This is a genomic window from Shewanella sp. 10B, from assembly GCF_023475885.1.
Classification (GTDB): Bacteria; Pseudomonadota; Gammaproteobacteria; order Enterobacterales; family Shewanellaceae; genus Shewanella; species Shewanella mangrovisoli.
The window spans coordinates 21437-35024 of the sequence record NZ_JAMDJO010000010.1 but is presented as its reverse complement, the minus strand read 5'-3'; the positions used below and the strand labels follow the sequence as shown (position 1 = coordinate 35024).

11 protein-coding genes are annotated in these 13588 nt (G+C 47.1%); 3 read left to right on the top strand and 8 right to left on the bottom strand.

What is annotated here, in order from left to right; all coding sequences use genetic code 11:
* Nucleotides 1-62: 62 nt before the first annotated feature.
* On the bottom strand, nucleotides 63-719 hold the full coding sequence (locus M0415_RS19925) for a glutathione S-transferase family protein (RefSeq protein WP_249552803.1): 657 nt from the start codon (nucleotides 717-719) through the stop codon (nucleotides 63-65).
* A 126-nt stretch (nucleotides 720-845) separates the two neighbouring features.
* Here M0415_RS19925 and M0415_RS19920 point away from each other — a divergent pair, with 126 nt between their 5' ends.
* Nucleotides 846-1694, top strand: a complete 849-nt coding sequence (locus tag M0415_RS19920; protein ID WP_249552805.1) for a LysR family transcriptional regulator — start codon at nucleotides 846-848, stop codon at nucleotides 1692-1694.
* A 158-nt stretch (nucleotides 1695-1852) separates the two neighbouring features.
* On the top strand, nucleotides 1853-2896 hold the full coding sequence (locus tag M0415_RS19915) for an HDOD domain-containing protein (RefSeq protein WP_249552807.1): 1044 nt from the start codon (nucleotides 1853-1855) through the stop codon (nucleotides 2894-2896).
* Nucleotides 2897-2959: 63 nt separating this feature from the next.
* Here the strand turns inward: M0415_RS19915 and glyS are convergent, their stop codons facing one another.
* Nucleotides 2960-5026 carry a glycine--tRNA ligase subunit beta gene (gene glyS / locus M0415_RS19910; RefSeq protein ID WP_249552809.1) on the bottom strand — a complete coding sequence of 689 codons (2067 nt, stop codon included), beginning with the start codon at nucleotides 5024-5026 and terminating at the stop codon, nucleotides 2960-2962.
* 9 nt (nucleotides 5027-5035) lie between these two features.
* Nucleotides 5036-5941, bottom strand: coding sequence for a glycine--tRNA ligase subunit alpha (glyQ, locus tag M0415_RS19905; protein ID WP_011070431.1), 906 nt, complete (start codon nucleotides 5939-5941; stop codon nucleotides 5036-5038).
* Nucleotides 5942-6059: 118 nt separating this feature from the next.
* Between glyQ and M0415_RS19900 the strand changes: the two genes are divergently transcribed.
* A complete protein-coding gene (locus M0415_RS19900; protein WP_220056913.1) occupies nucleotides 6060-6635 on the top strand; it encodes a DNA-3-methyladenine glycosylase I in 576 nt (191 codons plus the stop codon).
* A gap of 85 nt (nucleotides 6636-6720) precedes the next feature.
* On the opposite strand, the gene M0415_RS19895 is transcribed toward M0415_RS19900, so the two are convergent.
* From M0415_RS19895 to fadA, 5 genes are all read right to left on the bottom strand, one after another.
* Entirely contained in the window at nucleotides 6721-9909 is a 3189-nt protein-coding gene (locus M0415_RS19895) for an amidohydrolase family protein (protein ID WP_249552811.1), read from the bottom strand.
* A 195-nt stretch (nucleotides 9910-10104) separates the two neighbouring features.
* The gene (locus M0415_RS19890; protein WP_249552812.1) at nucleotides 10105-10542 is read right to left on the bottom strand and encodes an MOSC domain-containing protein; all 438 of its coding nucleotides are present in this window, start codon (nucleotides 10540-10542) and stop codon (nucleotides 10105-10107) included.
* Between the two features lie 35 nt (nucleotides 10543-10577).
* Nucleotides 10578-10823, bottom strand: coding sequence for a sulfurtransferase TusA (gene tusA / locus M0415_RS19885; RefSeq protein WP_011715314.1), 246 nt, complete (start codon nucleotides 10821-10823; stop codon nucleotides 10578-10580).
* 153 nt (nucleotides 10824-10976) lie between these two features.
* Nucleotides 10977-12188, bottom strand: a complete 1212-nt coding sequence (locus M0415_RS19880; protein WP_249552814.1) for a diguanylate cyclase domain-containing protein — start codon at nucleotides 12186-12188, stop codon at nucleotides 10977-10979.
* 224 nt (nucleotides 12189-12412) lie between these two features.
* The gene (gene fadA / locus M0415_RS19875; RefSeq protein ID WP_249552817.1) at nucleotides 12413-13576 is read right to left on the bottom strand and encodes an acetyl-CoA C-acyltransferase FadA; all 1164 of its coding nucleotides are present in this window, start codon (nucleotides 13574-13576) and stop codon (nucleotides 12413-12415) included.
* Between the last annotated feature and the right edge of the window lie 12 nt (nucleotides 13577-13588).

Below are 13588 nucleotides of genomic sequence, written 5' to 3'. Positions count from 1 at the left end.
TATATCGTTAGCTATTGATAAAAAAGGGAAAGCTTAGCTTTCCCTTTTTGTTTGGTAGAAAATTATCTATCAACACCAGCTTCGTCGATGTCCACTATTTCAGTCTCGGCTTTGGCGGCTTGTATCCAGGCCTGCATTTCCGGCTGGCTCACAATAAATTCCATATAAGCTCGACTCGCTTGGGAGACTTCAATCTCATAGGTGAAGAAGCGCATCACAACTGGCGCAAACATCATATCGGCTATCGACCACTTGCCAAATAGCCAAGTGCCTTGGGCGGTGGCAAACTCTGCCATTTGCTGTGACCAGATATTGTCGATGCGGGCAATATCCTGCAACACGGCAGGGCTTAATTCGACATAACGATGGGCGCGGATATTCATCGGCAGGGCATTTCGTAGGGCATGAAAACCTGAATGCATTTCACAGGCGAAGGAGCGAGCCTTAGCTTTTTGTTTCGGGTCTTGTGGCCAGGCAGAGCCTGAAAGATAAGTATCGTTGATATATTCGCAAATCGACAGCGAATCCCAAACCGTAATATTTCCATCGATGAGTGTTGGAACTTTTAGGGTAGGCGAAATGGATTTGAGCCGCTGATAAAAGCTCTCGGTATCGAGTTGCAATAGCACTTCATCGAACTGAACACCTGATTTTGCAGCCATTAACCAAGCGCGGAGCGACCAGCTAGAGTAGTTTTTATTGCCAATGTAGAGTTCCATTTTCACCTTCCTGTTTGGGGTTGTGCTTATCAATATAGGCGCTTGTACTTTGCATGACTAACGAATAGATTTGATGTCATCTATCAGCAAAATGAATAGATAGACTGACCTCAGATAGGAAATATTATGGAAATAGAAGCGCTGCGCAGCTTTGTGGCTTTTGTCGATACAGGGAGTTTTACCCGTGCGGCAATGCAAACCTATAAGACTCAATCTGCCGTCAGTATGCAAATGAAGCGCTTAGAGCAAGAGTTGGGAAAAACGCTCTTTGTAAAAGAGGGGCGAAACTTAGTCTTATCTACCGAAGGCCAACGTTTTGGTTTGTACGCTAAGCAATTACTGCAATTGCACGATGAGACTGTCACTACCATTAAGCAGACCCAAGTCGGCACACAATTGTATTTGGGCTGTCCAGATGACTATGTCGAATCCGTGTTGCCGCGGATAGTGACGTTGTTACATGGTCACATTAAGCAACTCGATCTTCAAATTACCTGCGCCTCGAGCCAAAAGCTGCGGATCATGCTGGATTCTGGGCAGCTCGATGCGGCGATAGTGACTCGTTTGCCCGAGTCCGATGAAGGCTACTTATTACAAACCTCGAAAGGCGTTTGGGTGAGCGCGAATGGTTCGAACTTGAGTGATGCCGATCCCTTACCTATAGCGCTATTCCAAAAGGACTGTAAATTCCATATCGCGGCGTTAGATGGATTGATGAAGCAAGATAGGCATTATCAGTTGTTAGCCTGTAGCAGCAGTGCTGCGGCTCTTAAAGCGATAGTGGCTAAGGATTTGGCCATTAGTGCCATGGCCGAATGCAGTGTATCGGCACCGCTGAATATTATCGATTCTGAAACTCTTCCAGCCTTGCCTGTGGTCGCCGTCGCACTGGTTATTTCCGCTAAAGCTTATTCACCAATCAATGCGGAGTTGGCCAAGCAAATTGCGCGGGCCTATCAAGGCTACTTGGAATAAGGTTTCACGTGAAACATTTGATTTGATAATGCAGCCTTAAGCCTAGGTACATATAGTAAAGCTGCGCGTAATACATGATGCGACCACTAGTATATGAACTACAATGGACTGATAATTATGCAGGGTCAGTTAACTCAGCTCTTATAGGTTGGAACGTCTTGATTAAGTCCATATTTAATAAAATTTTTAATATCCGCGAAGAGACAACACTGGAGCGACCTAAAAGCTTTAGTCAAACCGATCTCAGTAAATCGTTGGACAAAGTTTCAGCCCCTAAACGCCAAGAAGAACCCGTTGATACCGTGGTGAGTATTGACCTCGCGGCACTGTTTTACAGCCTGTTGTTTCCCGCCAGAACCAAAGATGCTGGTGGCGTTGCCAATAACCTTGAGCGGCGCGTCATGGCTGAAATAGAGCTCGCCTTAGCATCGCCACAAGTGATAGCAGAAAAGGTGCTTAAGCTTCCCTCAAAGGTTTTAGAATTAGACCGTAAATTAGCTGAGCCACAGTTTGATACTAAGGACTTGTTGGCGTTAATCGAGAAAGATCCCTTACTAAGCGTCGAAGTGCTTAAGTTGTGTAACTCACCAGCCTTTAAGCGTGGAGATAGAGAGGTCACAAGCCTGCAGCAGGCTTTAGTGCAGCTCGGCCGTGAACAGTTACGCCGCTTTGTGACGAGCTGCCTAGTGCGTGAAATGCTCGATATTAAACCCATTTATTTTCGGCGCTTTGGTGCCGAAATTTGGCGTCATTCGATGCAGGTTGCCTTTTTAACCAGCGAACTGAGTGAAGAAGATAGAGACACGGCATTCCTATTAGGATTACTGCATGATGTGGGTAAGCTCGCCATCTTTAAAATGTTGCTCGATGCCTTTGTGCAAGCAGAGCCTGGGGAGCAGCCAAATTCTTGGTTATTCCGACAAGTGATGACAGCCAAATCACTCACCTTAAGTGCTTTGTTGGCAAAGCATTGGCAATTGCCAAGTACCTTTGAAACCGAGCTGGATAAATTAGCCCATGTCCACACTCGGCCGAATGAGGGAATTGCCGCTGTGGTTTGGCGCGCCAATATCATCAGTGAGGTTTCGATGTTGCAGCAAGCGGGTAAACTGCCTGCTGGTATGTTGAGCAACTTGTTAGCCTTGGTTGGACTCGAGCCAGCTCAATTCGAAGCGTTGCACGAGAAACTTCAGCAGTTTTAATATATTGCAGCCAATAAAAAACGCGCTATATGCGCGTTTTTTATTAAGACTCTAACGTGCGACTTACTGGAGCAGAGAAATATCCGCTACATGTAAGAACTGTTCACGTAGGTTATTTAGCAGAGCTAAGCGGTTGTTTTTCAATGCTTCGTCATCCGCCATAACCATCACGTCTTCGAAGAACTGGTCAACGCTTTCACGCAAGCTCGCCAGCAGTGTTAATGCCTGTTGGTAATCAGCATTAGCGAACAGCGGAGCGAGTTGAGGCTGCAGTTCGGCAAGCTTAGCGGCTAATGCTTGTTCTGCGGCTTCGGCTAACAGAGCTGAGTTAATCGCGGTAGGTAATTCGCCTTCCACTTTCGCCAGAATGTTAGATACACGCTTATTCGCCGCTGCCAGAGCGCTAGAGGCTTCTAAGCTTCTGAAATGTGACACCGCATTGATACGGCTATCAAAATCAGCTGGGCGAGTTGGGCGGCGTGCTAATACGGCGAGGATCACGTCAACCTCGATACCTTTATCTTGGTACCAAGCACGGAAACGCGCCATTAGGAACTCAAGCACTTCATCGCTTGCATTCGCGTTGCTTAAGTTAGTGCCATGGAGTTCTTGAGCCTTAGCAATCAGGGTCACTAAGTCCAGTGGCAACTTGTTCTCAACGATAATGCGTAGCACACCGATAGCGGCACGGCGCAGTGCGAATGGGTCGGCAGCGCCCTTAGGTGCCTGACCAATACCGAAGATACCGACTAAGGTATCGAGTTTATCCGCTAAGGCTACTGCGCAAGATACAGCTGCAGTCGGAACTGTATCGCCAGAGAATTTGGGCTTGTATTGCTCTTCCATGGCTAAGGCGACGGCTTCAGTTTCACCATCTAGGCGGGCGTAATGCATGCCCATGGTGCCTTGAGTATCGGTAAACTCCATCACCATATTGGTCATTAAGTCAGTTTTAGACAATAAACCAGCGCGCGCTGCATCAACGGCGTTAGCGCCAGTTTGCTCGGCAATAAAGGCGGCTAGGGCAGAGATACGAGTGACTTTGTCTTTTAAGGTACCGAGTTGTTGTTGGAACAAGACGGTCTCAAGACTCGGTAAACGTGATTCGAGCGTGTGCTTTTTGTCGGTATTGAAGAAGAACTCGGCATCGGCCAAGCGTGGACGAACCACCTTCTCGTTACCCGCAATGATTTGTGCCGGATCTTTTGATTCTATGTTCGCGACAAAGATGAAGTTTGGCAGTAATTTGCCAGCATCATCGAATACAGGGAAGTATTTCTGATCGCCCTTCATCGTATAAACCAAGGCTTCTGAAGGTACGTTTAAGAACTTCTCTTCAAAGCTTGCGGTTAATACGACTGGCCATTCAACCAAAGAGGTGACTTCTTCAAGCAGGTCATCTTCGATATCGGCGGTGCCACCAATCTTAGCGGCCGCTTTTTCGGCATCGGCTTTGATTAAGGCTTTACGGCTTTCGTAATCGGCGATGACTTTACCTTTTTCTTTCAGTAGCGTCAGGTAGTTGTCTGCATGGTCAAGCTCGAAGCCTGTACCCATAAAGCGATGGCCACGAACATTGCGTGCCGATTGAATGCCGAGTAATTCACCTTCGATTAACTCACTGCCTAACAGCATAGTGGCGGTGTGAACAGGGCGAATGAATTGTGTCTTGCTGCTTCCCCAGCGCATTGGCTTAGGAATCGGTAACTTATCCAGCGCACGTTGCGCTATAGCTGCGATTAAGCTCTTGGTTTCAACGCCTTCAACCTTAGCGTTGTAAACCAGCCATTCACCTTTATCGGTGACTAAGCGTTCAGCTTGGTCAACGGTGATACCGTTACCACGTGCCCAGCCTTCTGCGGCTTTCGTTGGTTTACCTTCACCGTCGAAGGCCGAGCTTACTGCTGGGCCGCGTTTTTCAACAACTTTATCGGCTTGAGCAAGTGCCAGTTCGGTTACGTTAATCGCCAGACGACGTGGCGCTGCATACCAAACGGCAGATTTAAATGCTAAATCGGCTTTAGTCAGTTCTTCGGTAAAGTTCGCTAAGAAAGACTCAGCCAGTTTACGCAGCGCCTTTGGCGGCAGTTCTTCAGTGCCTAACTCGATGAGTAAGTTTTCAAAATTCATGTGTTACCTCTACTTACACATTGGGAAGCCAAGCGCTTCGCGTGCCTGATAATAGGATTCAGCAACGGCTTTAGCCATGGTACGAACGCGCAGGATATAACGCTGACGTTCAGTCACTGAAATGGCGTGGCGTGCATCGAGCAGGTTGAAGGCGTGAGAGGCTTTCATCACTTGCTCATAGGCGGGTAGAGGTAATGGTTTTTCAAGCGACAATAAATGCTGACACATTTTTTCGCATTGATCGAACAGGGCAAACATAAAGTCGACGTCTGCGTGTTCAAAGTTATAGGTTGATTGCTCAACTTCGTTTTGGTGGAACACATCGCCGTAGGTGATGCGACCCATAGGGCCATCGGTCCATACTAGGTCATACACGCTATCTACACCTTGAATATACATAGCGAGACGTTCTAAACCGTAGGTGATTTCACCGGTGACAGGGCTACACTCTAGACCACCGACTTGTTGGAAGTAAGTAAACTGAGTCACTTCCATGCCGTTTAACCAGACTTCCCAACCTAGACCCCAAGCACCTAATGTTGGTGATTCCCAGTTGTCTTCCACAAAACGGATATCATGGATTTGTGTATCAATACCAAGGGCTTGCAGAGAACCTAAATAGAGTTCTTGGATATTATCCGGTGACGGTTTTAACACGACTTGGAATTGGTAGTAGTGCTGCAGACGGTTTGGGTTTTCACCGTAACGGCCGTCGGTAGGGCGGCGCGATGGCTGCACATAGGCACTGCTCATTGGCTCAGGCCCTAAAGAGCGTAGGAACGTTTGTGGGTGGAATGTACCTGCACCGACTTCCATATCTAGAGGTTGAACGATTGCACAGCCTTGCTGCGCCCAATATTCCTGCAGGGTTAGAATGAAACCCTGAAATGTTTTTACGTCGTGTTTCGTCGTCATGTCTACTTGTCTACTGCCGTCAGCTTTAATAGAAAATGGTTTCGATTATACCTTGTAGATCTCTGCTTATGTAGGTTATTTTTTACCTTCTTCGTTAAAACGTTAAGGTAGATAGGCCATGGAAGAAATCCGCTGTAATTGGGTCAGCGATGATCCCTTGTATCGTGAGTACCACGATAAGGTGTGGGGACGCCCAGTTTATGATTCGAAGGAGTTGTTTGCCAAGCTCTGTTTAGATGGGCAACAAGCTGGGTTGTCTTGGATTACTATCTTAAAGAAGCAGCAAAACTACGAACAAGCCTTTGCGGATTTTGAGCCAGCAGTGATTGCAACTTTTGACGACGCTAAAGTCCAGGAGTTGATGGCTAACCCAGGCATTGTGCGTAATCGCCTTAAGATCCATTCGATTATTCGTAATGCAAAAGGTTACTTAGCCTACACTGAGGATGGCAAAGATTTTTCTGAATTTCTGTGGAGCTTTGTTGGTGGCAAGCCATTGGTGAATCAATTTACCTCCATGTCGCAAGTGCCTGCGCAAACACCTGAATCAGAGGCAATGTCTAAGGCATTAAAAAAGCTTGGCTTTAACTTTGTTGGTCCGACGATTTGTTATGCTTTTATGCAGGCGGTGGGGATGGTGAACGATCATCTAGTTGATTGCATTGCCTATGATGCTTGCTGTGGCGGCAAATAAGTCATACATCTAATTTAGCTTAAATCCAAAATAAAAAGGCATGTTCCACGTGGAACATACCTTTTGTTATTTCACTTTGTTGAGATTAGATTTTCTCGAAGAAGAAAGGCTTACGCTGTTGTTTGTTACCATTCAGCTCGTTCATCGACTCAGCATCAAACAACTTACCATTGACCATAGTATAAGTGACTTTATCTGTGACTCTAATATCCGCTAATGGGTCGCCATCAATAACGATTAAGTCTGCAAGCTTACCGGTTTTAATTGAGCCAAGTTGATGCTCTAGACCGAAGGTGGTGGCAGGGTTGATGGTCGCAGTTTTCAGCACATCCATATTGCTCATGCCACCTTGGGCGAACATCCACATTTCCCAATGTGCGGCTAAACCCTCTCGCTGACCGTGGGCGCCAATGTTTGGATGTATGCCTAGCTTATTAAACTCATTCGCCACTTTAGCAACATTGAAGTGGTTGTAGTGACTGTCTGGGGCGTGGGGGCGACGCATTGAGCGAGCCTGCAAAATGTCGCTTGGCACATACATAGACAAACGAGGATGTGCCCACACATCGGTCTTATCGTACCAATAGTTTTCACCCGAAATACCGCCGTAGGCGACGACTAAGGTTGGGGTATAACCGACCTTAGTTTGGCTCCAGAACTGTTTAATATCGTTATAAATACTCGCCACGGGTAACGAGTGCTCTACGGTTGTATGGCCATCGGCAACCATGGTCAGGTTATGTTGTAGCAAGCTGCCACCCTCTGGCACAACCATCATTTCGAGTTCGCGAGCAGCGGCGATAACCTGTTGCCTTTGATTACGACGCGGTTGGTTGTAGCTCTTAACACTAAAGGCTCCGACTTTTTTGAGTCGCTCTAAATGAAATTTTGCATCATCGAGTGAGTCGATATGCGAGGTGTAGCCGGGAGCATTTGCGCCATAAAGAATCGTTCCTGTGGAGAAAATCCGTGGACCAACGATGTGACCAGCCTTTTGCTGTTCAGAGGCTGCAAAAATCTCAGTGGTATCATTCGATGGATCATGGATGGTTGTTACACCCAAAGATAGCCCTGAGTAGAGTGCCCAGTTTTGTTGAGGCACGATTTCATCATCGGCCTGGGCATCATGGGCATGCGCGTCGAACAGGCCAGGCATAATGGATTTGCCGCTAATATCGATAACTTGTGCATCCTTTGGAATCGCCGTGTTTGCATCGCCAACGGCAACAATATGATTGTCTTTGACGATCACCACACCCTTATCGATGACTTGGTCATTTTCCATGGTGATCACTTTGCCGCCGACAAAGGCGACTGTTCCACGTGGAACATCGGCCTTTTCTGTAAAGCCTAAGTTGATAATACTTGGCTTGGCTTGCTCGTCCTTTTTAAGATACTGGGAATCCACATTGGCTTGGTACAGTTCTGGGCCAAGAGTCCAATAGAGTTGGTTACTCTTGCTATTCCAGCTGATACTTTCGCCGGCCCGCACACTTAATTGAGTAACAGGAAGATTGCTGGCATTAGGGCCTATTTCAACGGTTTCACCATGTTTAGCGAAGGGGGTAACCCAAACTTTAAAACGCTCGGCAAAGGCCAGTTGTTCGCCATCGGGTGAAACTCTAAATTCGGTTGCATGCTTACTGCTGTAGTGAACGCGTTTATCAAACCCATCTAAGTTAATTGAGGCAAGCTGTGGCGTGTCGTTATCACCAGTGTTCATAAAGAAAATGCGATCGGCCGAAGCGCCGAATTGTGCTTGATAACCCTCAGCGCTAATTTTCTTATTTTGTTTGGTTTTTAAATCGACCTTGTACAGGCCGGGTTCCTGCGACCAAGTACGAGGTGTAAGGTGTCCACCTTGGGTTTTGCGATACACTACCAGTTCACCATTGGGTGAGAAGGTTGGCTCAACGTATTTGCCTGGCTCAGTGGTAAGTTGTTTCGCTTTACCACCTTTTGCACTGATCACTTGAACTGTGCCTTGGTCTTGGTCATTCCAAGTTGCGAAGACAATATTTTTGCCATCACGCGACCACTGAGGATAAAGCTCTTCAATGTCGTTACCTAACTCGGTTAAGCGTGACATCTTGCCATCGGGAAGTGTCTTCAACCAGATTTTACCCAATGCTTCGAAGGCGACCTTGCTGCCATCCGGTGAAACTTGTGCCATTCGCAGCATCTTTACGTCGAATACATCCTTATCAATATCTTGTTTAAAGCGTACTGAAGGCTGCACGTCTAACTGGGTTTTGACGCTGAAGGGAATATTGGTGATCGTTTTATTGGCAACATTTAGGCAATTGATTTTGCCCTTAGCCCAGAAGAAAATATCTTTGTTATCTTGAGTCCAAGCCATGGTGGGATAGACACCATGGATGGCCCAAGTCTCTTGCATATCGCGATCTAAATCGCCATACAGCTTAGTCGTTTCGCCGGATTTCAAATCGAGCAAATACAAAGAGGATTGGAAATCATCTCGCTTGATATACGCCAGTTTAGTGCCGTCAGGACTCGGTGTTGGGCGAATGGCACCACCGGTTCCTTCGATCAAGATTTCAATATCACCCGTTTGGGTATCGTAACGCTTGATTTTATAGATGCCGTTTACTGAGTCCTTGGAATAATGGAATGTTTTGCCAGGAGTGTCATCTTGGCTGAAGTAAATGTAACGGCCATCGGGTGAATAAGCTGGCTCCCCTAAATCCTTTTCATCGTTAGGACGTTCGGTGAGTTTAACACCTTCGCCACCTGCGACATGGTAGAGCCAGACTTCACCGGCGCCTAAGCTCCGACTGGCGGTAAAATGTTTACGACCGACTAAATATTGGGAATCAGGACTCCACGCTGGACTGTTAAGTAAACGAAAGGTCTCTGTCGTGACTGTGCGTGGATTGCTGCCATCGGCATCCATAATCCAAATATTGTCGCCACCATCCGCATCTGAGGTGAAGGCTATGTGCTTACCATCCGGGCTATACACGGGCTGCATTTGCCAAGCTATGCCTTGAGCTAACGGTTTTGCTTCACCACCCGTGACTGGGATTTGATAAATATCACCCAGTAAATCAAACACTAAATGTTTACCATCCGGGCTGACACTGATGTTCATCCAAGTGCCTTCGGTTACATCTATGGTCACTTTTTCTAGGGGGGCATTGGCTGGCGCATTGACGTCCCAACTGGGTTTTTGGGCATCTGTTGCCTGTACGGTATGGGAACTAAGGCCAAGCATCAGGGCGATATAAAGCGGTGTCAGCTTAGGTTTCAACATGTTATGTCCTGTTATCGTTATTCTAGGGCTTTGCTGTTATCGGATTAGATAAACTTTTGTTAATGCTGCGCTAAGTTATCGCACAAATACCCAGTAAGGAAAACGGAAATACTGTTTCAATTAATGACCGAGTGGAGAAGCTGAGGCGGGGTAAACTGTGGGAGAGTAATGTGGCTTACTCTCCGCGAAGTATGATTAGTCTAATGTCACGGGATCGCCGATGTGGATCATGGCGTCATTGATGACACGGCAGGTGACGCCACCTCGCCAATCGGGAGTAAGTGCGGATTCCAAGCCTGCATGAGTCTGTTCCATCTTCTTGCAGGGATCGGTTTCACCTGTCACTTCGAGGCAGAGATCACCAATGCGCAGCTGCTTACCCACATCAGCCGCCCCAAAACTACAGCCATCGACTAATAGGTTTGCTCGGCGAGTCGTCCAAGGTAAATTTGCATCTATGCTCTGACACGCAATTTGCCACTGTTGCAGCGAGAGTACCGTGACTTGCCGTTTACCTGGGCGACCAAATACATCTTTTTCGACACCGCTGTGCTGGGTGACATTCGCGCATAGCACTTCGTTCATTGGCCCGCGTTTAACCGTTTTGTAGGCGATAGAAACTAGTTTCGGCATGTTTGATGTCCTTATCCTGATGTCGATGTAGAGACTCAGAGTCCCTTTTTAATCAAATATTGATAGGGAGTTTGGCTGGTTTCACTGGCGACCAGTGTGTGGTCCATAAACTCACAAAAGCTGGGAATATCACGTGTAGTCGCAGGATCATCTGCGATGATTAGCAAGGTTTCACCTTGTGCCATTTGTCTTACCGTCTTTCGCACCATCATTACCGGTTCTGGGCAGCGTAAACCAAGAGCATCCAGTTTGTGTTGTGCGGTTGAGAAAACGTCGTTCATATGACCTCTAGTGAACGGTTAAACAGAATTGGCTAATGTTACTCCAGTGGTTTGGATAAACCAAGTTGATGGGTTGAATTTGTGATGGGGCGAGGCATTTGCTCTTGCCGATTTATTTACCGCTAGCAGAATGTTTCACGTGGAACATTTCTATTACTCGGCAACTTTGTTTATTCCTTGAGGTTGCTGAATGTTATGCACTATGGTTGGCGGAATTGCCGTTTGAGGTGTCCCCACTTGAGAAGCGGACTGAGGCATATCGGATTTTATATCATTTGCCGCCATCGATACTGTGCCTTGCTGCTGCAACTTGGCAGCACGTTTATAGCTATACATTTTTTGATCCGCTTTATGGATCAAGGTATTGGCATCATCGTAATCATAGGGGCCTGTATCAACAATTCCGTAACTGAGGGAGATGTTGTTTAGGTGCAGTTTAATGTTTTGATTAAAGCGCTCGATGAAGTTGTCTCTAGCTTGGTCTTCTCGACAATTGGGCATGATGATGCAGAACTCATCTCCACCGTAGCGAAAACTATGATCCTCTACGCGGGTGCTTTCTTTGATGGCCTGCGCGACGGCGCAAAGCACTTCGTCTCCAGAGCGGTGGCCTTGGGTATCATTAAAGGATTTAAAGTCATCAACATCTAAATAGATTACGCTTACCGGCTCGGCTCGTCTCTGTGCTGCTCTTAAAATCCGAGTGCCAATTTCTTGTAGATGTCGCACATTTAATAGCCCCGTTAACGGGTCGGTTTGAGATAATTCTTCGAGCTGTTGTGTACGTTCTTTGACTTTGCTTTCCATGCTTTGCGCGTAACGTTCAGCCTTGTCTTTGGCGTTCTCAATTTCAGATACTAGGCTTCGAATATAGGTATCGAAGACGAGGGTGACGTCGAAGAGAACAAGTTTATCTATGGCGACTCGAATGCGTTCATTTTGCAAGTCATCAGCAACCGAGTTATTAATCTCCGCATAAATCAGTTCTTTTAGAGTATGGACGGCAGAAAGGTAGAGTTTAGGTTCGACGCCGATACGCTTGTGTACCAATCCAATCCGCAAGCGGTTGTTAACGTACTCTAAATCGTACACACCATTAAACAGATCGAGCACATAGCGTCTCTGTGCGGTACGTAAACGAGCGAGTGTATCGGAGTCACCGATCAGCAGAGCAATCTCGGACACACTGGTTTGTAGACCGTAAAAGTCATCAACGATTTTGTCTATGTTCTCTTCAATCACAGGTTTGAAGGATTGCAGCGCTCTGACATCGGCTAAGGTAAAAGAGAACAAGGACTTGCGAAAATCAATCTCAAGCTCAGTGATCCGCATTTGTTCGAAAAGCGTTTGTTCCGTTTGCAGCATTGAACATCCCTCTCGTAGCCTAAAGAATGAAACGCATCCATGCTTCTTAGCAGTGTCGTAATGACGGTCAAATGCGGAGAAGTGCATTAAGGATATTTATCAAGTTAAGTCGAAAACTGCCTGATTTTCAAATTGAAGCTGAGTAGAAAGGAAGATAATTAAGGCGCTATCGCAAATAAAAAAGCCGGAACTGAGTCCGGCTTTGAAGGAAGAATCGTTAAGGATTAAACGCGTTCGAAAACGGTCGCAATACCTTGGCCTAAACCGATACACATAGTCGCTAAACCTAAGGTCGCATCTTTGTGTTCCATCAGGTTGATCAGCGTCGTCGAAATACGCGCACCAGAACAGCCCAGTGGATGGCCAAGTGCGATAGCGCCACCGTTCAGGTTAATCTTGTCTTCTACCACATCGAGCAGACCTAGGTCTTTAACGCAGGGTAGAGACTGAGCAGCGAATGCTTCGTTCAGCTCGATAACATCCAAATCATTGACTGTAATGCCTGCGCGGGCCAGTGCTTTTTGAGTTGCAGGTACTGGACCGTAACCCATAATTGCCGCGTCACAACCTGCAACAGCCATTGAGCGGATACGGGCACGAATTGGTAGACCCAAAGCGCGTGCTTTAGATTCTTCCATCACTAACATTGCCGAAGCACCGTCAGATAATGCTGAAGAGGTACCGGCAGTAACTGTACCGTTGGCTGGGTCGAATACTGGGCGCAGCGCCGCTAATGATTCCATTGAGGTTTCTGGGCGAATCACTTCATCGTGAAGCACTTTAATCAGCGCGCCGCTAGCATCATGGCCTTCGATGCCATAGATTTCCTTGGCAAAGCGGCCTTCAACTGTGGCTGCGTGAGCGCGTTGGTGTGAACGTACAGCAAAGGCATCTTGCTGCTCACGGCTGATGCCGTGAAGCTTACCTAACATCTCGGCGGTTAAGCCCATCATGCCAGATGCTTTGGCGACGTTATTGGCTAAACCAGGGTGGAAGTCCACACCATGGTTCATGGGCACGTGACCCATGTGTTCAACACCACCGATGATAAAGGTGTCGCCCATGCCAGTCATAATGGCGCGAGCGGCTTGGTGGATGGCTTCCATTGAAGAACCACATAAGCGGTTGACTGTCACAGCGCCAGCGGTTTTCGGGATACCTGCCAGCAATGATGCGTTACGGGCAATGTTGAAGCCTTGCTCTAGGGTTTGCTGCACGCAACCCCAAATAACGTCTTCAATAGTATTGGGATCTAATTGCGGGTTACGCAGTAATAGACCTTTCATTAATTCGGCAGAGAGAGTTTCTGCACGTACATTACGGAACACCCCAGCCTTAGAACGGCCCATAGGAGTACGAATGCAATCAACGATAACAGCTTGTTTCATAATTAAATTCCT

Bases quoted from the DNA above. Each gene is read 5' to 3' on its own strand.
- M0415_RS19925 (WP_249552803.1), bottom strand. From the start codon at position 719: ATGGAACTCTACATTGGCAATAAAAACTACTCTAGCTGGTCGCTCCGC.
- M0415_RS19920 (WP_249552805.1), top strand. From the start codon at position 846: ATGGAAATAGAAGCGCTGCGCAGCTTTGTGGCTTTTGTCGATACAGGG.
- glyS (WP_249552809.1), bottom strand. From the start codon at position 5,026: ATGAATTTTGAAAACTTACTCATCGAGTTAGGCACTGAAGAACTGCCG.
- glyQ (WP_011070431.1), bottom strand. From the start codon at position 5,941: ATGACGACGAAACACGACGTAAAAACATTTCAGGGTTTCATTCTAACC.
- M0415_RS19900 (WP_220056913.1), top strand. From the start codon at position 6,060: ATGGAAGAAATCCGCTGTAATTGGGTCAGCGATGATCCCTTGTATCGT.
- M0415_RS19895 (WP_249552811.1), bottom strand. From the start codon at position 9,909: ATGTTGAAACCTAAGCTGACACCGCTTTATATCGCCCTGATGCTTGGC.
- M0415_RS19890 (WP_249552812.1), bottom strand. From the start codon at position 10,542: ATGCCGAAACTAGTTTCTATCGCCTACAAAACGGTTAAACGCGGGCCA.
- tusA (WP_011715314.1), bottom strand. From the start codon at position 10,823: ATGAACGACGTTTTCTCAACCGCACAACACAAACTGGATGCTCTTGGT.
- M0415_RS19880 (WP_249552814.1), bottom strand. From the start codon at position 12,188: ATGCTGCAAACGGAACAAACGCTTTTCGAACAAATGCGGATCACTGAG.
- fadA (WP_249552817.1), bottom strand. From the start codon at position 13,576: ATGAAACAAGCTGTTATCGTTGATTGCATTCGTACTCCTATGGGCCGT.